We start from the raw sequence: 22,755 nt of genomic DNA, 5'->3' as shown, positions 1-22,755 counted from the left end.
TTCTTGAAATACCGCCAAAGATGAGTGTTTCAAGTTTTATTGGGTACTTGAAAGGAAAGAGTAGCTTAATGTTGTACGACCAATTTGGCGATCTTAAGTTTAAATACCGGAATCGCGAGTTTTGGTGCCGTGGATATTACGTAGATACAGTTGGAAAAATAAGGCAAAGATACAAGATTACATTAGGCACCAACTTGAGCATGATAAGCTTGGTGATCAATTATCTCTTCCATATTCTGGAAACCCGTTTACGGGTCGCAAGTAACAGAGATGCAGATGCCAGACGAACGTGCGCCTGCTAGGGCGCTGCTAGTAAGAAAGCCTTATAGGCGCATATGAAGAACCCCCAGCTATGCTGGGGGGTACCTTTTTATGTCTGCAGGCTGACTTAGTAGTGATTTGGGCCAGTAGTACACACACCGGAAGTTTTGCATCGAACAAGGATAAAGCCGGTACGCGTGACATGAGAGGGAAGGCTTCCTGAGTATTAAAACAGCTAGATGAGGACGGGGTCGTTTTAGGGAGTAACTTTGGCATAATAGAGGCCTCTGGTATGTTTTTTCTGGATGTTTGCACTAAAAAACGAAGAGACGGTTACAATGATGGAAGGGGGAGCTTACGATGCCATAAACGTTGCGGGAAGAAGTACTGACTCGACCATACCCCGAGAAGTATTGGGTCGTGTTCTCGACATCGTCTATGAATTTTGTTTTAGTTCTCTTGTAATAGAATTTTCAGGACTTCAATAAACGGGGGAGCCGATTATGACGTTGCAAATGGACCTTATCGTAAGGAAGACTGCTGTTTTTTATGCTTAGTGTTGTGACAGAGGAGCAAATCATTCCTGTCAGATAAAAAGTAACAGGCTGTTTTTCCTGTTGCCAATTTTTTATATAATCATTCTGTTTTCCGCATGGTAAAGGATAGGAGGCGCGACGTGTCGTTACCAAGCCTTATTGTCCTCGCTACTGCTTTTGTAGTGGCAGGAGTCCTGCTTTTCTACCGCCCTCTGGCAGAATCTTCTTCCTGGCGAGCCATCGTCACGCCGCTGGCTTCAATTATGGGGTCCGGATTTTTGGTCTGCGCGCCTCTGCTGTATGCAAATGTGGGTAACTATGCTGTTTGGGCCATGGGCGGGCTGCTTGTTCTGGCCTACGGGGTGGGGTCGGTTGTCCGGTTTAACATTCGCTATGGAGAGCCGTTATTTGCCAGGCATAGCGCTTCCAAGGGAGGAAGTCAGGACCAGCATTTACTTCATGTGAACCACTGTCACAGTGCTCAGCATGTCGGCCCTGCAGGCGCTGCCGGGCTGCTGGAGAAAACGTCGCACATAGTGCTGGCAGGGGCCTACTGCATCTCCGTGTCCTACTATCTGCAACTGCTAGCAAGTTTCGGGCTTAAATACATCGCTCCGGATTCGATTTGGCTGGGCAAAATGCTTGTCACCCTTATTCTGGCAGGCATCGGCGTGGTGGGCACCCTCAGGGGACTTAAAGGCATTGAGAAGGTGGAGCGAGTGGTTGTGGGCCTCAATCTGGCTATGATCGCGGCGCTTCTGGCTGGTCTGGTACACTACAATTTGCCCGCCTTCTTCGGCGGAAACTGGCAACTTAGCGCCATTGCCATTCCCGAAGACTCATCACACATCATCAGGCTGGTCATGGGCATGCTTATTGTGGTGCAAGGGTTCGAGACATCCCGCTTTTTGGGGGCTGAGCATTCGGCCGAGGAAAGGGTGCGAACCATGCGATGGGCGCAGATGATCTCTACGGTCATTTACGTAGTGTTTGTGGGGTGTCCGTGGTGGCCATCATAGTCACCTGGCTGACTGATGTATTCCAGATCATCAACTATGCCTCGCGCGCTTTTGCCCTTTTCTACTTATTGCAGTGCATAGTGGCTATTCTGGTGCTGCGCAAGGTTGCTCCGTACTCTACCTGTTGGCCAAGGGGCCTGCTTTACGGCCTCCTCGGTCTTATCTGTCTGGGGGTGACCCTTTTCGGTATTCCTGCGGGGTAGATGAACAGGTTCAGTCGGACCGCAGTAAGCCCGTGTCAGGCAGGTGCGGCGTAAAAAATAACCGACAGTGGAAGCCACGGCCAAATTACAGTGCCCCTCAGGGCAGGCAAGGGGGATTTCAGTCCGCATTGTGGTGGAATTGGCCGATTTTGCCAGACGACTTCTGCCCCTTATTTAAAAAGGTGGACCAACTCCGTCCCGTTTACCTGTTATCGATGGATAATTCAGGGAAGTAGAGAGAATATCGAAGAAGGATTCCTCCGAATTTTGCTGGACGCTGATGTGATTAAGCCAGTGGAATAGATATTCCACTGTAAGAAATGAATCGGGTGTATGAGAAAAAGCCAACCAGACCACAGACTCTTCACTTAGCGGGTTGAGGTTCTCGGCGGGCCTACCCTGCATTTCTGTCAACCTTTCGCCCTGTGGTAAGGTCGATTCTGCCTCACAGCAGGAAGGGGGGCGTCAACCTCACTTACAGTTTATCCATGACTGCCTGTGTCTTACTGGTCATGCGGGAATCATTGCCACGCTTCCAGTCAATTTTCAGTGTCATATAGACACGGTCACAGTCTTTTTCCAGCTCCTTGAAGCAGGCCGAAACACAGCTCATTACAGCATCCCATTCTCCTTCAATGACTGTTCCCATAGGTCCAAGCTGATGCGTCAGACCACTTTGGCGGATAACAGTCAGAACACGTGCCACGTATGGGCTAAGACTTCCTCTGGACTGAGGGGCCATGGGAAACATGGAAAGTTCTGCCATTACACTCATATCAATACTCCTGTTGTCAGGGGATTACTCACTGGATGGAAAAGTACCTTCGTCGTCAATATAACGGGCTGGTCTGGTTAAAACGCCGTGCCCTGTCAACTTGTCGACGGGCAAAGTATATAGCGCAAAGTCTGTGCATTCAATACTTGGTGCATAATTTGCGGGGAGGAGAGGAACTGCCGCGCTTCGCAGAACAAATTATAAGAAGCGTTGTGAAAAGCATCCTGATAGGCGGAGCCCCAAAGCAAAACGTCCCGCAGCTTTTAACTGCGGGACGTAGCAATGTCTTTTTTTACGTAAGATTGGTTATGCTGTCCGGTGCTGATGCGCTCCACCGGTGATTAGCTGAGCAGCAGAGTGGACGGGAGCTTCTGCCTGCCGAGGCGCAGAACACAACACGCTGTCCATGCGCTGTACTTTTTTCAGCACCTTTTTGACGACCTCTTTAAACGCCTTCAAATCTGTAGGGCCGTAGTGGTAGCGCCCATATCCGATTCCCGCCACGTCCATGATTTCATTATACAGGTAGGGCAGATAAAGCGGGTCCTGCCTGAGGAATTCATGCACCTGCTTAAGAGTCCCGGTTATTTCGACATGATTTTTTGCGGGCTTTTTCAGCAGCTTTTCAAGTTTGCGTTGCACATGCCGCAACGATGTGCGCCATTGCTCCTCACGCGGTTCCCAGAATGGCTGACTGCAAGGAACCATTGCCTGCTGCAAAGCCAGCCGTAGTTTTCCGGCATACTCTTCGGGAGCCTTCAGGATACCCTTTTCGCAGGCTTCCTGCGGGGTGATATACGAAGCTCCATTTATAGGTAAGCCACCCCCGTAAATGTTGTACGCTTCGATATCATTATGTGTTCTGAAATCCTGTTCCAGTTCACGTGCTGCAGCCAGAAACTTTTTGTTTGTACTTATGGTGTTACCGAACCTGTCGCGTGCCGGCTGTTGGATTTTGAGCATTGTTGTGGGGTGCCCTTCCGCGTGGCTCCGGTCTGCGTTCCAGCCAAGATCCTGCCCCAGTAACGCAAATTTTCTGGCACCTGCCCAGTAGAGCAGGCGTAATATGGCAACGTTGACGTTACTGCCTGCTTCAAGAACAAGATCCCCGTTGCCGCCAATGAACGTCGCAAGTCCGCCCACTGTCCATAAAGGAATAGTAGGCCCGGGGTAGCTTGCGACTACTTCATTACGGATTTTTGTGGAATAAATCAGCGGGATGTCTGCTGCCCACTCTTTGTCGAGCCGGTCATATACACCCATTAATACTGCTCCCCAGTCGATGGCTACGCAGAAATGAGGCTTTATGCCTACCCGCTGACATGCAGGCATTGCCTGCAGTGATGTGGCAATGACAGTCTGTTTGTCTGCTGCAGCAATGACGGGACCATTGACGCTTAATGACGGACCGGCACCTACTATAAGTGCCGGTATATCGCGAAGCTTCCCTTCCAGCGGGTTCAGGCTGCCGTTTCGAAGGGCCGTGCGAAAATTATCCAGCTCGTTGGAAACCATTACATCCTGAACATTACGCAGGGTGACCATTTCCAGACCAAAGTTATCCAGCATACCTTTTACAATGCCCCCCCATTCAGAATAGGCGGGAGAAATCTGCTGGCTGGGCAAGTCGATACGCAGGTGAACACTGCCGAAAAGATATTGAACATCCAGCCTGCGAAGAATGTCGTTGACGACAACACGGTCCGGCGGGAGCACTGTTAACTTGCCGGAGCGGATGTAGGGGCTGAAGTCTGACTGCGAAAAACAAAGCGCAAGCATTGCAGCATCCGGCTCCAGAAGAACTATTTTATGGGAGTCAGGGGTGTTGTTGATGACATGCACCAGCCCGTACCCCACGTTGCAGCCGATGATAACTGTGGCGCTGCGTGAAAGGCTGTTTCTGTCTGACCCCGGGCCCGAATCTTTCGTATGGGCCTCTTTGGGAATCCAGCTGCTGTAGCACATGGCAGGAGGTGCTGCGTCAAACAAATAGCCGCCTTCCGGCATCTGCATATCCACCATCTCCCATCTGTTTTTGCCCATACGGGCCAACAGCGGGTCGATATCAGGAGACACCCGTGAAAGCCACTCTGCCGCAGGGCGGCTGGTGGCGATCATAGCCTGCTTGTTATGTGCTAAAAATGATGCGCTTTTCATGCGTTAACGTCTGCAAAAACCTTGCCGATGTGTACAAGAGGCTAATGCCCTGAAAAGACGTAGGTAGTCGGGTGTCATGTTTCCGGCGTCGGGATTTTGGAATGGCTGCTCTGTCAAGTTCGTGTCGCTTTATGCCGATGCGCCGAAAGCGGAGCGACAGATTTTGCGAGCATTCGCAGCATGAGCGGTATTGGCAGGAATGTAACGGCTACGGTAGAAGTATCAGTCACTGGTGGCTGGAGATGCAGCGGGTACCGCCTGCGGAATAAGTGTACCTGTCGCCTGTTGGGTTAGCGCGTGTATCTGCCGTTTATTTTTCTATAAAAACAGGCGGAGTGCATGTCCGCATTCCACCTGTACAGCTTTCTGTTGTTGCCTACTTCATCGTTTTACCGTCAAGAACGATTGCTCGTATCTGCCATGGGCGTAAGGTCAGTAACAGGTTATTTCCCTTTGCCGTCAGAGATGCAGGAGGCTGTTCATCGGCAAGAGCCTGTAGCGTGATAAAAGGCTCTTTATGAGGAATCATGTCCGAAGCCGTTTTCACAACTTTTGGTGGAAGCTTAAGGGGAATGCTTTGCTCGATAGTCTCGCGGCTGAAGTTGGCAACCACGGCCAGCCAGCGCGGCGATGGGTATGTTTTTGTGGGCGGTAATGCCAGAACCGTGGCGGCAACGCCGGACGCGCCGGTTTCCGGCAGGGCGACAAGCTCTGCCAGCGGAATGCCAAGATCGCGTCGAAGCTGCAAAAGTGTTTTTATGCCGCTGGCGTACGAAGCTTCATGCAGAATTTGTGCAGGCAGGCTGTCGTTAAGCATTTTTGCTCTGGGCAAGCCCTGACGCGAAACCATGATGTTGCGGGTAGCGGAGTCCAGAGCATACGCACCGTGAGCCAGCAGTTCAGGGTGTTCTTTTACATCTTCCTGCGGAAGGCTGACAGGCGGCAGGGGCATTGCTCCTGCAATGTCACGGCCGTCCAGTATGAATCCTCCCGGGAGCAGGGCATTCCATGCTGCAAGCAACAAGGTTCCGCGGGTTACTTCCGGTGTCACTTCACGCAGGCCGTAGCGTTGGTCTTTAATGCCCAGCACATGGGCGGCAATGCCAGCCGGTGTTGTGCAGAAGGTATGTTCTGCAGTGACCGTATGCAGAGCCTGCTCGTCCACATTTTTGCGCAGGTCATTTATTATGTCGCGCTGTATTGCAGCAGCAGGTTTGCGGGTTCCCCGCCATTGCAGTGCCGTCTGCTGTCCGAAGGGCGGCTCGGCAAGCTGCGGCATGCTGTAGTCTATACCATTGCCCCATAATACAGGATGCATCATGCGGCGGTGGTCGATTCCGCTGTTTTTCAGAATAGTCATGGTCAGGCGCAGAGGTTCCGCATCGCCCGTCAGCAGCGCATGAGCGGCGGCCGGAGACGCATACCTGTCAACGGCCATGTCCGGACCGCTGTCCAGAATGGCTTTAAGCAACGGAAGCTGCATGGAGTTTGTAAGCAAAGACCATCCGCCGTAACGGCGTACCTCTGACGCTATCTCTCTGGAAGCATCTAGTAACGGGGTTGCAGGGCCGCGCTGGTCCCCCTCGTCAACAACTGCTCCGGCAAATGCTGTAAGATCAAGACCGGCCAACGCTGTACCAAGTTCTCCGACTTGCCGGATGATTGAGCCCGAAAAAACCCGCTTGGCAGCAGCGGAGGGATCGTTCCAGTTCAGTACCGGACGAGATGGGGACTTGTGGGCAAGATACACCCAGCGTCGAAGCTCACCGTCTATGCCGCGCACCTCACCGGTGACGGCCCAGCGTAACGGGTTATTAATATGAACTGCAGCCAGAGCAGGGGGAAGCAGCCCCTCTTTGCGCAGCTCTTCCGTGGCATCGGGTGACAAAAGCTGCCCCTGCCATTCAGATGGAGCATCAGGCAGGTGCTTCCATAACTTACGCGGAACTTCGATTATACCGTAAAGCCCATCGTACCCCTCTTTGCCGCGTGCGGCCAAAAAGAAATCCGGCCCAAGACCCGTTGCAGCGGGTACAAGCATGGTGCCCAGAATGGCGCCATGTGCATTGGCCGCCCTCATAAGCTGCGCAAAAATGTCTGCCGAGCCGCAGGCATCGGCAAAATTATATTGTATGACATCGTCACCGCGTACCGCGGTCAGGTCATATCCCCATAGTCCGCCGGTTACATGGACAGGAGAGGGCAACATACCGCGAATCCCCATGCTTTGCAGCGCCTGCCAGACGCGCTTGTCGGAGAGCACGGCGAAGACAGGTTCGTTACTTTTGCTAAGAATGGATTCGGGGCGTATGGTCAGCCAGGTGTCTGCCTCCCGCAGGAGACTTGCCGGTGCAGGCCGCAGGCCGCCTTTGCGCCATTGCAGATGTGAACCGGAAACAATTTCGGTCAGTCTTTCCGACTGGTCGAGCATCGATTGTCTGGAAAGCCACTGGACGTATCCCGGATCGGCCCGCGGGACCTCACTGGATGGCAGTCCTTTTTCAACGTTATTGCTCTGCGTACGGGAAGAGCATCCGCCAAGCAGTATGCCGGCAGTGATGATAACCATAAGAGCAAGTATTGTACCCATGCGGGAAGAACAACTATATGGATTTGAAAAGGATGAACGAGATAGCGAAAACTGAGGCAGCATGTCCCCTCCGGAATTCTGTAATCTCCCCTTGTATCTCAAAGCGGTTCGATTGACAAAACAGGGGTGACAAGCCTTTCCGATTGTGCGAACAAGCCGTTTCTCTTGTGCTTGGTTGCACTAATGCTCCTTGAATGCCGATGACGGAACTTTTATTCAATTTGTTGCCATATAAGAGTAATATGGCTGTTTTCTATATGCATTACCCGTGTGATGCCATGCATCATTTTGATAAGGATTTGTGAAATGAGTTTTTTTACGGCTGATGCCGATGCCTGTAAGCGCTGCGGTGCCTGTATTCAGGAGTGCCCCGTACTGATTTTAATTGCAGATAAAGAAACAGGTATGCCGAAAATGCGCACCGGTTCCGAAGATGTCTGCCTCCGCTGCGGACATTGTGTAGCCGTGTGCAAAACCGGAGCCGTCAGCCTTGCTCCTATGCCCCCCGAAGGCTTCGTCCCGCTGGAAAAAGAACTGGCTGTAACCTCGGATCAGGCGGAACTTTTTCTTCGTAGCAGGCGCTCTATCCGTTGTTTCAAGCAGCGTCCTGTACCCCATGACACACTGGCCTCAATTTTGCGTGGTGCGGACTGGGCTCCTTCTGCCAGCAACAGGCGGCCCGTACGCTGGGTAATGGTGGAAGACCCCAATAAGACACAGCAACTGGCGTCTATGGTTATTGACTGGATGACGACTCTGCGGCGTGACGACCCTGAACTGGCAAAGAAGTATGGTGTGGCAGGTTTGATCGCGGCATGGCGCAAGGGGCAGGATTGCATTTTGCGCGGTGCGCCCCATCTTGCAATAGCGTATACGGACGAACACACCGACTGGTCTGATGTCGATGGTTCAATTGCATTGACGTATCTAGAACTTGCCGCACATGCTCACAAAGTAGGAGCCTGCTGGGCTGGCTATTTTATTCATGCTGTCCGCGAATCCGAAGCTCTCAGAGAATTTCTGGGGCTGAATGACGGTCAACATATCTGCGGCGCGCAGATGCTCGGGTACGGACGCTACGGCTACCACAAGGTGCCCATGCGTAACGGGTTACCCGCCCGCTGGATTTCTTAACGGCAGGACTGCCTGCCAGACATGCCATTCTGGGCGTTATGTGATGTATATCGGCCTTATTTGTCTGACCGTTTTTTTTGCTTTGTACACAGGGCTGCGCCTTATCGGGCCTTCCGGTCTTGGCCGGGGAGGGCGCTTTACGGCGTGGTTTTGCCTTGTTTACGCGTGGGCCAGCATTCCGGTTGAAGCTGCCATGCTTCGCGCAGGTATCGAAAGCCGGGCCCTTGACGTGCTGGCCTTTGCCGGAGCTATAGCATTCGGCATTGCCGCTTTGGTGCTGGTGGTGCTGGTTTTTCGTGACGTATTATTGTTTGCCGGAAAATCGCTATGTTTTGTCCGCACACTTTCGCAGCGTTTACAGCGTATCAGTCCTGAGAGGGCTGTTGCTGATTCATGCGGTATAACGGATACGTCGCGGCGCCATTTTCTTAAAAGCATATCAGGTACGGGCGTAATGGCTGTGGCAGGAACTTTTTCCGGTTCTGCCTTGTACGGCGCTTTACGTATTCCGCCGCTTACCGATGTCAGCATAAAGATTGCCGGATTGCATCCCGATCTGGAAGGGTACACCATAGTGCAGCTTTCTGATCTGCACGTGGGAGCCTCTTTGGGAGTTGACTGGCTGAATGGTGTCGTGGACGCGGCAAACGGCGCCGGTGCGGATATGATCGCCGTTACCGGCGATATGGTTGACGGGTCACCGGCCCACTTGTGGTCTGATATTCAGCCTTTTGCCCGATTGACCGCACCCGACGGTGTATACGGTGTGTCCGGTAACCATGAGTTTTATTCCGGTATTGAACGCTGGCTACCAGCCTTTGAGGCGGTGGGGCTGACCATGCTAGAAAACCGTAATGTTATGGTTCGGCGTGGTGGAGCTTCTTTGTTGGTTGGCGGTATAAGTGATTACGAAGCAGTACGCTTTGGTCGCAAGTACAGGAGTGATAGCCGCAAAGCTATGCAGGGCGGAGAGTCTGCGGACTTTCGCCTTTTGCTGGCGCATCAGCCTGCAAGCGTTTACAAGGCGCATGAAGCCGGATGGGATGCCATGCTGTGCGGGCATACACACGGCGGGCAGGTGTTCCCCTTTATGGCGGTTGTGACCATGGTTCAGCCTTATCTGAGCGGATTGCATGATCATGACGGGATGCTTGTTTATGTCAGTCGCGGTACCGGTTTCTGGGGGCCGCCTTTCAGGCTGGGCGCTCCTGCAGAGATAACGAGGATAAAGCTGCAAAGAGTATAAGAGTCACTTACGGTTTTATTTTACGATTAAAAAGGCCGCTCTGAAGCAGAGCGGCCTTAGTTTTTGTGTTACTGCCGTGTCGGCTATTCTTTGGTCATCATTTCAATAATCTGCTGCAGACGCTGGGCTTCTTCTGACAGCTGACTGACAGAGTTGGCAGAACGGTTCATGGACTGCAGCGTTTCCGTCGATATCCTGTCTACTTCTGCTGTGGCGCGGCTGATTTCTTCAGAAGCTGCAGATTGTTGTTCCGCTGCGGTGGCAATGGAGCGAACCTGATCGGCAGTTTCAATGGAAAGCTGCAGGATGTGTTGCAAGGCTTCGCCGGACTGGTTGGCAAGCTCCGTGCTTTGCTCAATGCTGGTTACCGCCTTCTGGGTTGCCTCAAGGTTCTTGCGTGCACCGTCCTGAATTTCGGTAATGGCCGTTCCGACCTGCTTGGTTGCGTCCATCGTTTTTTCTGCCAGCTTGCGGACTTCGTCAGCAACAACTGCAAAGCCGCGTCCTGCATCTCCGGCACGGGCAGCTTCGATGGCTGCGTTAAGCGCCAGCAGGTTTGTCTGGTCGGCAATGTCATTGATCATATTCATAATCTGACTGATGCTTTCCACTTGCGAACCGAGCAGTTGCATGTTCGCGCTCAGGTTTTCTGCCTCTGCGGAAACCTGCCGGCTGGCAGAAATCACCTGCTGAACAATCTCGGCACCTTCTTCTGCTTTTGCACGGGCTTCATCGGCACCGGATGCAGCTTCACCTGCACTGCGGGCAACTTCCATAACCGTTGCATTCATTTCTTCCATGGCAGTGGCAGCTTCACCTGTTCTTTCTTTTTGTAACTCCGCTCCCTGATTCGCTTCTTCGATCAGGGCGAACAGATCAGACGCGGCACCGGATACATTCTGGGAGACGCCGTCAGCCTGTTCTGCCGCATTGGCGATGATCGCGTTCTTTTCTTCCATCGCCTGCTGCTGGCGATGGTTTTCCGTCATGTCGGTATACAGGCCGAAGGCTCCAAGCAGCACTCCGTCAAGGTCATACAGCGGGGCTGTATCCACACGCAGGTGAATATCCTGACCGTTGCGCTGCAATACCAATTGCCTGTTCAGTTTCGACTGCTTATCACGCACGGTGCTGCCAAGAATGGTTTCATGGTTTGCATCGTTATGGAAAAGGAGGCCGACGGACTTGTTCTGCCAGCTTTCAGGAGCTCCCTGCGCCTGCAGGACTTGCAACGCAGGCTGGTTGACAAACGAAATGCTTTCATTCGTATCCACCACGATGCACGGCGTAGCCATACCCTGCAGAATGCCATTGGAAAAACCGAGGCGTTCTTTGATAACTGCAACCATGCGCTGAACTGCAATGATGGTTTTACCTATCGCATCATCTGCCTGATAGCTGATGGAGGCATTGTAATTGCCCTGTGCCACTGCCGCTGTAAAGTGCTCAAGCTTGTTAAGAGAGGCTGTGATGCTGCGCAAAACAAGCCATGTGCATATACATCCTATCAGTAATGCCAGAACAGCCACGCCAAGCGAGCCTTTAAGAACCTTTTTGTCCATTCCGCGCAGGGTTTCCTGCTTGCTTAAATGAACTCCTATGTGCCAGTCCCACGGTTCGAAATACTTGACATAAGACAACTGTTCTTCATCATCACGCACGTATGATACTAAACCGTCTTTGACTCCCTGAAAGTGTGACGCCACTCCGATTTCTTCTAACGTCTCCCCCTGTCTTTTCGGGTGGTAGATCATTTCGCCTTTGCTATTGTAGGCAAAAGCAAATCCCAGCCCGCCTACATTGATGCTTGCAAGCGCTTCTTCTAAAGCCGGGGTCATGATTTTTCGTCCGACATAGACGACAGCGACAATATTTCCTGCAGGGTCTTTCAGCGGTTTGTAGGCTGTAATGTACCATGCGTTGACGACAAAGGCTTTGCCTCTGTATGTTTCGCCGCGCATTACTGTTTTATACACCGGACTTGATTCAGGAATATAGGTGCCGACAGCACGTTCACCGTCCAGTTTGAGCACGTTAGTGGATATACGGAGTAATTTTCCGGGTAATACCTGAAAAATGGTTGCTGTTCCCCCGATCATTTTTTGAACGCGGTCGACGATACTGTAATTTTTGTACAAAGGAGTCATGCCTGCATTACTTTGCAGGACCAGGGCAGGAATAGTGGCTGTTGATGTGTCTTGAGTCACCTGATTTACCATTGTGGCAGGATGGCTGTGTGCCTCATTGAGCATCAGCTCGCCGAGATCGCCCATTTCTTTTTCAAGAACGCTCAGGTCGGATGTTACTTTTTCCTGTGTGATGGCATTTTGCATCTCAATTGTGGTTACAAGGTTACCCGTAGTAGATTCCAGAGTGGCAGTACCAAGCTGGGTCATACCGTCGCTGACCAGCCATATGTTTACGCCGCAAAGGAAAATAATGGCAAAGACCAGAACGCCGATACTGCCCGCAAAGAATTTTGCTGAAAGTGTGACTTTATCGAACATCCGAATCCTCCTGCTTGCAATAGAGATAGTTTGAAGAGATGAGGTCTCTGAGACTACTATAACCTTCTAATCGGATTAACACCATGAATCTTCAGTGATAGCAATGGAAAATAAAAAATTTGATACTTCGGACTTTGTTTGCGAAAAGATTGCAGTAGATGAAAGCAGGGTTCATGCTTCGTTTAAAAAAGGTATGTTTAGGCCGGATTTTTCTGCTAAAAATAACAGTATATTTTGTATCGGCCTTGATGGAGAGGGCCGTGATGATGTTGCCGCTGCAATTGCGGTGCGTCTGGATATGCAGTTTAAAACTCTGTCATGCGATTGTGATGCAGAAAGCATTCTTGCCGGCGCTTCCGGCGTTGTTTTTTCCGTGCCGGAAAAGTTGCTGTACGATGAAAACATCCGTTCCCTTATGAAGAATAAAGGGAAAGTTTTTTATCTGATGCCGGATGTCGCGACGTTAGTGCAGGGGATGTCAGAGAACGAACGTGTGTCGCTGCTGGAAAGGTTTACCTCTACAGACCCGCTGTGCATGATGTCGTTGCATTTTATGCTGCAACCGGGGCGTACACCTGAACAGCAGGCAATACATGCTGCCGAGGCACTGGGCGTGGAAGCTCTTTCCGTATCAGAACACATGGACATATCATGGGAGAATGAAAAAGGCCTGTAGCGGACATTTGCAGTGCGCAGATGTCATGTTCTCTTGTCAGACTGAAAACGCCCCGAAACGACATTGTCGTTTCGGGGCGTTTATGTGTGCTCAGCAGGTTTGCTAAATGGCTGTGCTGTAAGCATCCAGTACCCAGCGGCCAAAGCCGAAGCTTAAAATGAGCAGCCCTTCGGCTACGCCTAAGCGGCCCCGCAGCCGGAGCAGTAGAACAATAAGAACAACGGTAACCGCGCTCAGGGCAAGGTTAGGCAGTGCGGACGCATCGACAGCCAAGGGGCGCAGCAACGCGGTAATGCCCAGCACTCCGGCAAAATTAAAAAGATCACTGCCGATAAGGTTGCCCAGCATCATCTCATTGCGGCCCTTAAATGATGCCACGATGCAGGTGACAAGTTCCGGTAAAGATGTGCCGCCTGCAACAATGGTCAGGCCGATAAGCCACTCGCTTACTCCCAGCCATGCGGCAATGGTGGTTGCTCCGTCAATAACCAGCCTGCTGCCCAGTGTAAGCGCCGCCAGTCCAACGACAATTCCTCCGAAGCACCGCCAGACAGGCTGGATTCCTTCCGTGCGTTCAGGTTCTCCCGGCAATACGGGGCTTGCAAGAGAGGATTCTCCTTGTGTGCTCAGTGCTGTTTGCAACGAATCGTTAACTGCAGAAAATTCTTGCCTGCTTTTAATGACCAGCCAAAAAATATAACAGCAAAAGCCGGAAGTGAGCAGAAGGCCTGCCCAGCGCGGAATTGAGCCTGTAGTTGCAGCGCATGTGAACAGAAACATGATGCAGAGAAAAAGTATCGGAGCATCACGGCGCATGATGTTGCGTTCTGGCATGACGGGACGAAGCAAGGCTACACCGCCCAGAATCAGCCCGAGGTTAAAGATATTCGAGCCTACAACGTTTGCAACGGAGATGGACGAATAGCCTTTCAGGGCTGCAGTGAACGAAACCAGAAACTCAGGCAGAGATGTACCCAGAGCTACGATTGTCAGGCCGATGACAAGTTCGGATATGCCGAAGCGGCGGGCAAGTGCGGATGCGCCTTCGACCAATCTGTCTGCACCGAACCATAACAGGAGGCCGCCAAGGGCCAGAAGGAGAATATCAAGAATAGGCATGGTATATATTGTAGGGTTGTCGGAGTTTTCACACAATCCGCGTGATCGGAAGAGAGCTTGTAAATGATGCCGTATGTGCTGGCAACAAGCAAGAACATCAGCCCGTGCATTGCTTCATAATAAAATACCCGCACGGCAGAAGCAGGTTGCCGTGCGGGAGAGATACATCTTTTGAGGCAATGACGGCTAAGAGAATAACTCCAGATATGCTTTGTACAGTCTGGGATTAACCCGGGTAAACGGTGTGAAGTCTGCAGTCAGCTCCATACCCGGAACTAGTGCCCGAACAACAGGAAACTGCAGGTCGCTGCGGCTCAGGTCGACATATACCGGTGTACGGTTGTTGGCTGTGAACATGCGTTCCAGCAACGCAAGATTGCTATGAACGCACCCAAGGCTCATGTCGGGCAGATCTTCCATTTTCCGTTCCGGTATACCGGGCAGAACGGCAGCAGACTCCGGACCGTTGGGGTACGGATATGGTGTTTCGGTAAGGCAGGAAACGATTGCCCTGCGTCCATCCAGTCCCGCACCTGTTGCCCGTGTGATGTTGCCGTCTTTACCGATGACAAACGCTTTATAACAGGGAACCTCGAAGCCAGTTGTCAGATCCTGAAATTGCAGATGGATGCCGCGCGCTTTGTAATCGTCCAGAAGCATTTTTATTTTGGGATCATCTGTAGTCAGTGTAAAGCAACCGCCTCTTGTGTACGGAACGGTTGCTTCTGCGTCGCGTTCGATAATCTCTGTAAGGGCTGCGACTTTCGCCTCTTCCATGATGTTGCCCGAAGCAAGTCCGGTAGACCCCGGGGCTGTGTATAATGATACCTCGTCAAGATTGCAGAATAAAAACACCATCTGCACAGGTACAAGCACTACCGTCTCGCCTTCGGGGCGGGGTGACCTGCCTTCCATCCAGTGAAGAGGTTCGTCCTGATACGGCACTTCCAGAGGAAAATCATTAGGATTCACAACCTCGATGCCTTTTGAAACCAGCTCGGAATAGCGGGCCACCGTGACAGGGTATGTCTGCTTTCTGCCTGTCACTTCGGGACCGTTGCCGGAATCAATAACAGATGCATACGATGATGCGCGCTCGACCATTTCCATGGCATAGGAAACGCGTGCATCAGCAAGCGAAAGGCCGCGGCCGTATGTAGTGGCCAGTCCTTTGAGGTGATGATTATTTGCACCTGCCTGTACGGAAATATCCAGCTGCCATTGCCTGAGCAGAGCTATCGGGCTGAGCGATGCGATATGGCGCATTTCAACGCCGCCGATAATGTTGTTTTCAACCAGCCGTTCCAGAGCAAGCATTGCAGTTTCCTGCGCAGGTGGCCGCTGCCAGTCGGACTCTGTACAAGATGCCTTAACTTCTTCGCGTACATCGGCAACGGAAACCTGCCCGCGGCCAAGCCACAAGTCCGATACGGTTTCAAGGTCAAAAAGCGGCGGCAGCTCTTCATCTTCGGGGTGGGGCAGCATGTTGTGGTCGTGCATGTTGCTGCGGAAAAGTTCAACCCATTCTCTATTCAGGTCCTTATCGGGCAGCTGCGACCACTTGATATATGGAAGCGGAGTATGCTGCTGTAAGTGCTGCGCGGCATCATCCGCAAAGCGGCCAAGCAGCCCCGCAAGCCGCGGAGTCAGCAGGCATACTTCATAAAGCAAGGCCTCTATGACGGGCTTTCCTTTGTATTCTTTGGTAATCATGCTGCGGAGCTTTTTTTGCTCAAAGTCCGTCAGCTTTCTGAGAAGCCATAGGTGCATGAAGTCGTCAGCGGGGTGAGACTCCAGCCATGCGATGCCGTCAGCAACCGTGGTACCCTTTGGCGGTTCACATGAAAAATATCCTGTGGTCGCTTCTGTTCCCGTCAGGGTATAGGCGTAATCCATTGCTTTTGTATCACTTGCAGGTGTGTGCATAAATTCTCCCGAATGATGTGCGAAGGGTATAGCGTTTTTTTGCAAGAGATGAAAGCGGACTGAAATGGTCCGAATTTATCGAAAGGTTGCATGTAGCAATGCAGTTGACCGGAGCCAGTTGGCAGGCATCTGGTAACGTGTTTATCAGTTTGCCGCTGTGGTGCCCTTTTTTGTTACCGCAAAAAGCGGATGCTCATTATGGGGCAGGCTGGTTCGTCCTGTGGTTGCTTTTTGGACCAAGGGGCATTAGCATTTCCTCATGTCTTATCGTAAGCATATTTCTCTTCCTCCCCGCAGGAGCATTGTCTCCTCGGAACATTACTGGCGTACCGGTCTCTAGCACGCCAGCTGCCCTCTATTTTTCTATCTTTTTCTTTTTTTGATTTCTTTTGGAGCTCTCATGCCTCCAAAAGGGGGTATTTTATGTCTTCTGTACGAGCATATCACTGGGTATGCCTTGTGGGTGCCATTGCTTTCGAAGTGGCAGGCACAACGATTATGAAAGCGGCACAAAGCTGGGAAATGCTTTATGGACCCCAGCTTGGAATAGTTTTGATGCTGGTCCTTATCGGACTGTCATATTATCTGCTTTCTCTGGCAACAACGGCGCTGCCTGTCGGTGTGGCCTTCGCGTTCTGGGAAGGTCTGGGACTGTTGTTTATTACTCTTTCCAGCGTGTTGCTGCTGGGAGAAGAAATGACTCTGAAACGCTTTGTGGCTCTTTGTGCCGTTGCAGGAGGAGTTCTGTTGGTTCATCACGGAACATCCAGCGGCGATGCAGGTGACGGCACAGCCGTTAACAGCGGGCGGTGCTGATATGGCTACTTTTTCATCTGTTTTTTCTGTGGGGTTGCTGCTGGTTATACTGGCAGCTGTTCTGGATGTGGTCGCAAACCTGCTGCTGGCAAAGTCTGACGGTTTTCGAATCCGCAGATATGGGGTTGCAGCTCTTGTTTCCGTAGGGCTTGCTTTTATAGCTCTTTCTTTTGCTGTGCGCAGTATGGACCTGGCTGTGGCCTACGCGATGTGGGGCGGCTTTGGAATTCTGGGAACCTCACTCGGAGGCTGGCTGTTGTTTGGCCAGCGGATTACAGCCAGTGCATGGGCGGGAATGGCTCTGCTTGTGTGCGGGCTTTCTGTTCTTCATGTCAGTTGACAGAAGCAGACAATTGAGCTGATACCGCGCATTGTTGTGTACGAATAAATTGCGTTATCAGGCTAAGGTTGGTGTTAGTTTTGCCCCTGTTGCTCCGATTCCGGTTGCGGCAGGGGCATTCTGCACATTCGGGCATAGTGTGTTAGCAGGTGTTCATGTTTCATCTGACGCAATGTCTGTGCAAGGGGTGCGACCAGTTTTTCATGCTTGCGGTTGATATATGCGTGCGCATTTTCAGAAGCCAGCACGCCACTGTTGAATATTTCATGAAGGGCTTCGGGAGATGTCTGAAAATACTTCAGCAGAATAGGTTCCACTTCGATAAAAACATCAACGTGTTTTGCCTGAAGCATCTTGATGCCGGAGGCGGAAGCCGTGATGTGAAATTTTCGAAGATTCTTCTGCCCGTTAAAAAGATCGTCTGCCTGTTTAAATCCTTTGCGGTAGGCCACGGACAGGTTGTTTTGCACGATTGTTTCAGGCGTCAGTGCCGCCATTGGCCGGTTTGTGTATGCGATTACCCGCACATTCAAATGAGGCTCTTCCACTTTGATCAGGTTTGGATGAGCGTCGCCATAATGAGACATTCTGTCTAATTCGCCGTCTGTGTTGCCTGTATCGGCGCTGTAGCTTGCACGGGCTGTCGGCAGATAGACGTAACTCATCCTATAGCCGAGACGTTTGAAAGCTTCGGTATATAGCGCGTTAAGCCAGCACCCCACAGCATCTTCTTTTGGCTGGACATGCGACATGGTAATGGGCGGAAACCCACTGAGCGGAGAGGCCGGAACAGGTGGTCTGTTAGCAAAAGAAGGCAAAGGAAAAGCCAGTAATGTAATCAGAGAGATAAAAAGAATACAGTGTGGCATTAGTGTACCAGAGTGACCTTTATTGAATGTCTAAAGGTTGCTGTGGTTGATCTGTGTTTAAGTCGCTTTACATAAAAGAACATGCCCGGCTGACGGTTCTTTGTGCTTTTTACTGTGAGATATGTTGCACAACAGGTAACCTGTTCGTTGATAAGAGGCAACGCAGGATGTGGCGGGGCCTGATTGGGTATTTTCAGATTGTCTGGAGTTTTATTTAAAGATAGCAGGCGGGTGGAGTGTTCTGGCAAATGGATTATATTTCTGAAATTCGTGCCAGATTTCTTTTTTCGTAAGTAGGAGTGCGGGAAAGTTGTTCAAATAAAACAAATGATCGTTCGATCTTGGCGTGTATTTCTGAAGGAAGCTGCGTACGAGATGTGGTTATTGCTTTACTTTGCAGAATACAGCCTTCCTCTGTTGTTATAATAAGTTGAAAACTTGCACAGTCGTCTGCCGGTGAAGACTGGTGAAAATGATCAAGCAGAATTTTCACTTTTTTAATTTTATGCCGGTAGGGGCGTAGCGCATCTTGCAGTCTGCCGTTTTCTTCAGCTGTAAAATAGGTTTCAGGTCTTGCTTCGTCCTGATCCGGAATCTGAATGGCAACTTTTACATCCGGAATCGTAAGCGAATAGGAAGGCATGTAAAAATAATAAGCGCCTCCGGAAATTCCCGCTAGTAGCAGGAAGGCAAATATGACAGTTGATTTCACCAGCTTCTCCGTGTCAATTATTTTGACTACAGTATCGATTAGATCATGACCATGGAATTAGGGTAACCCCGAATTAGCAGGTAGGGCCGTGACGTACAGGTTACGGCAAAAATGTTACAATGTGATTCTGTTTTACCAAATAGGTGCGGAGCCAGCGTTGTTATACCATGCTGATTCTATGTGATAATATACCTTAGCAAAATGTTTTGTTGTCGTTTTGCTTATACAAAAAGGTGTTTAGTTTATTATGTCAGGCAATAGACGTTTTATAGGGGCTCATATGTCGGCTGCAGGGGGAGTGTATACCGCTGTGCAGCGTGCGCGTGAGGCCGGAGCAACGGCGCTGCAGGTTTTTACCCGTAACCAGCGACAATGGAGGGCAGCTCCCTTGACGGCGGAAGATGTGGAACGATTTGAAGCTGAACGGGCTGCATGGGGGGATTATCCCATTTCTGCCCACGCGTCGTATCTGATAAATCTGGCGTCAGATGCTCCTGAAGGAGCAGAGCGTTCTGTTGCCTTGATGGCTGACGAACTGGCACGTGCCGCTGAATTGAGTATTACTTTTGTGGTGGTTCACCCCGGAGCCCATAAAGGGCAAGGCGTGGAACTGGGTGCCCGTCTGGCGGCCGAACGTCTTGATGAAGCTTTGAACCGCTGTTCTGATGATGCAGTGATGGTGCTGCTGGAAAATACCGCAGGTCAAGGTACTATGCTTGGCGGCGCATTTGATGAACTTGCAGCTATAATCGCGGCAAGCCGTATGCCGGAACGTTACGGTATCTGTCTGGATACCGCTCATGCTTTCGGAGCAGGGTATGACCTGCGAGATGAGCAGGCATATAATACGATGTTTGCCGAGCTGGAGAAGGCAGTTGGCCTTAAGCGGCTCAAGCTGATTCATGTTAACGACTCTCTTTGCGAACTCGGCAGCCGGAAGGACCGGCATACGCATATCGGGCAGGGCGAGATGGGGGAGCAAGCTTTTCAGCTGTTGATGCAGGACCCCCGCCTTGTTACTGTGCCGATGATTCTGGAAACTCCCAAGGGGCAGGGGCTGGATGAAGATATAATGAACATGGCCACGCTACGTCGCCTTGCCGGAGAATAAAAAAACGCTGCCTTTGACGGGCAGCGTTTTTGTTTGCGTTACTCAGGCTGACTACTATGTAAGCCTGTTGCCGGAAAGACTCAGGAGTCGGAATTTTCCTGATCCGTTTGTCCAGATGCGCAGGACTCAGGTACAGCTGAAGTTTCTGCTGAAGCATCTGTAATTTCGCTGAATTTAGGCATCATGGCCTTTTTGGCTTCGCGGTAGTCAGCGGTCACATGGACGGTGCCTTTATCTACGTTAACGTCGTAATCAACAATGACGCGGCGGTCGCCGGGGTACATCAGGTGTTTCTGGCGGATCATTTCTTCCACAATGCCTGTGAGCGATTCCTGCACTTCAGCGGATAAGGAATATTGCGCAAGAGAAGCCGTAAGATTGCTCATCCACTTGTCTTTTTCCAGAAACGCTGCGTTCCACGCAAATACCCCAAGGCCTATGGCATTCTCAGGTCCGTTCAACTCGTCCTGCACGGCCAGCAAAGGGCGGCAAAACTTATACAGCAGGTCAGAAAAGTCACCCTTCATGACGCTCTGCTGAGCCTTTCGGGCTTTTATCTGCTCAATACGCTTTTTCAGTTTGCGCTGTTGTGATGCGTTGTTTCTTGTCATGCAGTCTCCGATAGGTTGCCATTGCGCCGGTGTCGTCTCCGGTTGCGGCGTCTTATGCGCTTTTAGGGGTAAGTGCAAGCCCTGCGCCTGTTTCACGTTGATTTATAAAAGGGGGACAGGCACTATATAACATGTTTGTTTGCAGCAATCCGACCGATCAGGGTGAGTTGTTAATTGATATGTAGAGGAGGGGCTGATGGGGACAAGAGTGATGGCGCTGCCTGTGTTTGACCCGGACGGCGCTGCCAGCCATCTGGGGCTTCGGCGTGAGGACATTCTGGAGCTGACCAAAATGTTTTTGCAGGATATTCCGTCGTGGCGTGAAAGCTTTGCAGAAGCCGCAATCAATACAGAACAGCTGCGCACCGCTTCGCACAGACTGAAAGGGGAAGCTGCAAATATCGGTGCTCAAGCTTTGCGTACGGCTGCGTATAATCTGGAACAGGCTGTTCTGAACGGGTTTGACAGAGTTGCTGTTGAAGAAATCCGGCTGCTTCTGCTAGAGGAGCTTGACGTCTTTGCACGAGAGGCGCAGCTGATTACAGGACCATAAATGCTGCAGCGCACCTAAAGAAAAGTGTCATTCCGGCCGAAACGGAATATGAGGCATGTCATTTCCTTTTTGCATGTCCGACACTGTAGTTCAGGATGCTGCCATGCGTATTTTACTTTTTTTGTTAGCTGTTGCAGGGCTTCTGCTCGGAGGTTGCGGAGTTTACCGTTCGCAACTGCCTGTGGCTGCAACGTATCCGGCCGAGCCTCAGTATAAAATGCAGTCTGCGGGACACTGGCAAGTGCTGGCTTCCGATGTGGCTGACCGTATTGAAAAGGCTTTGGGGGATCGTGACGACCTGCTTACCATTCCTTTGTATCTGCGCTCGCCAAGCAGCAGGCCGTTTTCTGTAGGGTTTTACAGGCTGCTCACCTCTGAGCTTGTCTCCCGCGGGCTGCAGGTTTCTCTTAATAAAGAAAAAGACAACGTGAACGTGGACTATGATGTTTACGTTGTGCACCACTCTGCGCGGTACCAGCGTCCGCCCATCGGAACATTTACAGCCATTGCAGCCGGTGTATCCGCCGCCAGAGGCCTTGAGTCCATTGCAGAATGGATTCCGGCTGCCATTGGTGCCGGTGTGCTGGCTGATCTTGCATCAGGCGCTGTTGCAAGGCCTTCTGACAAGGAGGTCGTTATCAGCGTGAGTATGGCGTATAATAACCGTTATGTGGTGCATTCCTCATCTGTCTATTACATCAATGACCCGGATTGGGAGCTGTACATGGGGCCTGATGACAGCGGCACTTATGTTCAGGAATTTGAGCCCATGCCTGTGCGCGTGGTGAACAGGTAGTGTGGTTCAACCGTATGTACGGAGAGAAAATTATGCGCAACGCAATTTTTATAAAAAGTTATCCAGTCCGTTTGTTGCTGGCGCTTGCAAGCGGGCTGGTGTTTGTGGCGGCTCTGTGGTGCATGCCCGCATATGCTGTTGTAAACGGTGCTTCTACCAGAATGCCTGAAAGCATGGATAGTCAGCTTGCGGCCTTTGCGCCGGATTCGCCGCTGACGCAAGCTGACTTTCGCGCTGCGGATGTGCTGCATACTGCGCTGTCACAACGCCTGAGTCGTAACAGTCCTATTCTGGTGGCAACTCTGGTGGAGCTGAATGACTTTGAGCAGACATCGACATTCGGGCGCCTTGTATCACAGCAGGTGGGGTCGCGGCTGGGGCAGCACGGTTATAAGGTTATGGATGTACGCTTAGGCTCAGAACTTGTCTCGCGCCGTAAAACCGGCGAGTTTATGATGACAAGAGAAACGGCTCGTATGCTGGAAACGCGCTACGCCGCGCAGGCTGTATTGCTGGGCAACTACGTTGTTGTGCGGGGAGAAGTGTTTGTTTCGTTACGGGTACTGCGTCTGGATGACAGGTCCATTGTTGCAGCTCATGAGTTCAGTCTGCCTAACTCCGGCACGGTGCGCGCCATGCTGTCGCGCAAATCTGCTTTTGATAAAGGTGCATGGTCCCGCTATGCGATGAGGCACCGTATGTTCAGTCCGGAAAAATCCGTACTGCCTGTGCAGCCTGTAGTGCGCGAAGACGCTGGCTGCGGATTTCTGGACGATTTTCCGCCAATGAAGTGACGAT

At 51.4% G+C, this 22,755-nt stretch carries 20 protein-coding genes and 1 pseudogene; 12 read left to right on the top strand and 9 right to left on the bottom strand.

All coding sequences use genetic code 11. The features are described 5' to 3' along the window. The 3 genes and pseudogenes from tnpA to ACK5LI_RS03865 all read left to right on the top strand — a co-directional run. Positions 1 to 265, top strand: a pseudogene (tnpA, locus tag ACK5LI_RS03875) (IS200/IS605 family transposase); the annotation flags it as partial. Positions 266 to 937: 672 nt separating this feature from the next. Further along, positions 938 to 1,816: a hypothetical protein gene (locus tag ACK5LI_RS03870; RefSeq protein WP_416946411.1), complete on the top strand. Its 879-nt coding sequence runs from the start codon at positions 938 to 940 to the stop codon at positions 1,814 to 1,816. Next, positions 1,801 to 2,019 carry a hypothetical protein gene (locus tag ACK5LI_RS03865; protein WP_416946409.1) on the top strand — a complete coding sequence of 73 codons (219 nt, stop codon included), beginning with the start codon at positions 1,801 to 1,803 and terminating at the stop codon, positions 2,017 to 2,019. Before ACK5LI_RS03870 ends, ACK5LI_RS03865 begins: the two co-directional genes overlap by 16 nt. Positions 2,020 to 2,494: 475 nt before the next feature. On the opposite strand, the gene ACK5LI_RS03860 is transcribed toward ACK5LI_RS03865, so the two are convergent. The 3 genes from ACK5LI_RS03860 to ACK5LI_RS03850 form a co-directional block, all read right to left on the bottom strand. Further along, complete coding sequence (locus ACK5LI_RS03860; protein WP_416946407.1) at positions 2,495 to 2,794, bottom strand: MTH1187 family thiamine-binding protein; 300 nt, start codon at positions 2,792 to 2,794, stop codon at positions 2,495 to 2,497. Positions 2,795 to 3,100: 306 nt separating this feature from the next. Further along, complete coding sequence (locus tag ACK5LI_RS03855) at positions 3,101 to 4,951, bottom strand: motility associated factor glycosyltransferase family protein (RefSeq protein ID WP_416946405.1); 1,851 nt, start codon at positions 4,949 to 4,951, stop codon at positions 3,101 to 3,103. A 376-nt stretch (positions 4,952 to 5,327) separates the two neighbouring features. Further along, positions 5,328 to 7,604, bottom strand: coding sequence for a hypothetical protein (locus ACK5LI_RS03850; RefSeq protein ID WP_416946403.1), 2,277 nt, complete (start codon positions 7,602 to 7,604; stop codon positions 5,328 to 5,330). Between the two features lie 243 nt (positions 7,605 to 7,847). On the opposite strand from ACK5LI_RS03850, the gene ACK5LI_RS03845 reads away from it, so the two are divergent. Further along, entirely contained in the window at positions 7,848 to 8,675 is an 828-nt protein-coding gene (locus ACK5LI_RS03845) for a nitroreductase family protein (protein WP_416946401.1), read from the top strand. Between the two features lie 43 nt (positions 8,676 to 8,718). Next, on the top strand, positions 8,719 to 9,921 hold the full coding sequence (locus ACK5LI_RS03840; protein ID WP_416946399.1) for a metallophosphoesterase: 1,203 nt from the start codon (positions 8,719 to 8,721) through the stop codon (positions 9,919 to 9,921). Between the two features lie 83 nt (positions 9,922 to 10,004). Here the strand turns inward: ACK5LI_RS03840 and ACK5LI_RS03835 are convergent, their stop codons facing one another. Then, the gene (locus tag ACK5LI_RS03835; protein WP_416946397.1) at positions 10,005 to 12,428 is read right to left on the bottom strand and encodes a Cache 3/Cache 2 fusion domain-containing protein; all 2,424 of its coding nucleotides are present in this window, start codon (positions 12,426 to 12,428) and stop codon (positions 10,005 to 10,007) included. A 103-nt stretch (positions 12,429 to 12,531) separates the two neighbouring features. On the opposite strand from ACK5LI_RS03835, the gene ACK5LI_RS03830 reads away from it, so the two are divergent. Continuing rightward, positions 12,532 to 13,104, top strand: a complete 573-nt coding sequence (locus tag ACK5LI_RS03830) for a hypothetical protein (RefSeq protein ID WP_416946395.1) — start codon at positions 12,532 to 12,534, stop codon at positions 13,102 to 13,104. Between the two features lie 102 nt (positions 13,105 to 13,206). Here ACK5LI_RS03830 and ACK5LI_RS03825 read toward each other — a convergent pair whose 3' ends face one another. Together ACK5LI_RS03825 and ACK5LI_RS03820 are read right to left on the bottom strand one after the other, a co-directional pair. Then, the gene (locus tag ACK5LI_RS03825) at positions 13,207 to 14,223 is read right to left on the bottom strand and encodes a calcium/sodium antiporter (RefSeq protein ID WP_416946393.1); all 1,017 of its coding nucleotides are present in this window, start codon (positions 14,221 to 14,223) and stop codon (positions 13,207 to 13,209) included. A 186-nt stretch (positions 14,224 to 14,409) separates the two neighbouring features. Beyond that, positions 14,410 to 16,149, bottom strand: a complete 1,740-nt coding sequence (locus ACK5LI_RS03820) for a YcaO-like family protein (RefSeq protein WP_416946391.1) — start codon at positions 16,147 to 16,149, stop codon at positions 14,410 to 14,412. A gap of 423 nt (positions 16,150 to 16,572) precedes the next feature. Here ACK5LI_RS03820 and ACK5LI_RS03815 point away from each other — a divergent pair, with 423 nt between their 5' ends. Both ACK5LI_RS03815 and ACK5LI_RS03810 read left to right on the top strand, forming a co-directional pair. Next, positions 16,573 to 16,965 (top strand): DMT family transporter, encoded by a 393-nt coding sequence (locus tag ACK5LI_RS03815; RefSeq protein ID WP_416946390.1) that lies wholly within the window; start codon positions 16,573 to 16,575, stop codon positions 16,963 to 16,965. 1 nt (position 16,966) lies between these two features. Next, positions 16,967 to 17,305: an SMR family transporter gene (locus ACK5LI_RS03810; protein ID WP_416946388.1), complete on the top strand. Its 339-nt coding sequence runs from the start codon at positions 16,967 to 16,969 to the stop codon at positions 17,303 to 17,305. 74 nt (positions 17,306 to 17,379) lie between these two features. On the opposite strand, the gene ACK5LI_RS03805 is transcribed toward ACK5LI_RS03810, so the two are convergent. Together ACK5LI_RS03805 and ACK5LI_RS03800 are read right to left on the bottom strand one after the other, a co-directional pair. Then, complete coding sequence (locus tag ACK5LI_RS03805) at positions 17,380 to 18,174, bottom strand: hypothetical protein (protein WP_416946386.1); 795 nt, start codon at positions 18,172 to 18,174, stop codon at positions 17,380 to 17,382. Positions 18,175 to 18,427: 253 nt separating this feature from the next. Beyond that, entirely contained in the window at positions 18,428 to 18,886 is a 459-nt protein-coding gene (locus tag ACK5LI_RS03800) for a hypothetical protein (protein WP_416946384.1), read from the bottom strand. A gap of 247 nt (positions 18,887 to 19,133) precedes the next feature. Here ACK5LI_RS03800 and ACK5LI_RS03795 point away from each other — a divergent pair, with 247 nt between their 5' ends. Continuing rightward, positions 19,134 to 19,997: a deoxyribonuclease IV gene (locus tag ACK5LI_RS03795; RefSeq protein WP_416946382.1), complete on the top strand. Its 864-nt coding sequence runs from the start codon at positions 19,134 to 19,136 to the stop codon at positions 19,995 to 19,997. An 80-nt stretch (positions 19,998 to 20,077) separates the two neighbouring features. Here the strand turns inward: ACK5LI_RS03795 and ACK5LI_RS03790 are convergent, their stop codons facing one another. Beyond that, positions 20,078 to 20,608, bottom strand: a complete 531-nt coding sequence (locus ACK5LI_RS03790; protein WP_416946380.1) for a hypothetical protein — start codon at positions 20,606 to 20,608, stop codon at positions 20,078 to 20,080. A 196-nt stretch (positions 20,609 to 20,804) separates the two neighbouring features. Here ACK5LI_RS03790 and ACK5LI_RS03785 point away from each other — a divergent pair, with 196 nt between their 5' ends. The 3 genes from ACK5LI_RS03785 to ACK5LI_RS03775 all read left to right on the top strand — a co-directional run bounded on the left by ACK5LI_RS03785 (position 20,805) and on the right by ACK5LI_RS03775 (position 22,751). After that, positions 20,805 to 21,161, top strand: coding sequence for an Hpt domain-containing protein (locus ACK5LI_RS03785; protein WP_416946378.1), 357 nt, complete (start codon positions 20,805 to 20,807; stop codon positions 21,159 to 21,161). A gap of 103 nt (positions 21,162 to 21,264) precedes the next feature. After that, complete coding sequence (locus tag ACK5LI_RS03780) at positions 21,265 to 21,957, top strand: hypothetical protein (protein WP_416946377.1); 693 nt, start codon at positions 21,265 to 21,267, stop codon at positions 21,955 to 21,957. A gap of 32 nt (positions 21,958 to 21,989) precedes the next feature. Further along, a complete protein-coding gene (locus ACK5LI_RS03775; RefSeq protein ID WP_416946375.1) occupies positions 21,990 to 22,751 on the top strand; it encodes a FlgO family outer membrane protein in 762 nt (253 codons plus the stop codon). Positions 22,752 to 22,755: the final 4 nt, after the last annotated feature.

This window comes from Oleidesulfovibrio sp. (assembly GCF_047973035.1).
GTDB lineage: Bacteria > Desulfobacterota > Desulfovibrionia > Desulfovibrionales > Desulfovibrionaceae > Oleidesulfovibrio.
The sequence above is the reverse complement of the archived record's forward strand: the minus strand, read 5'-3'. Positions and strand labels throughout refer to the sequence as shown.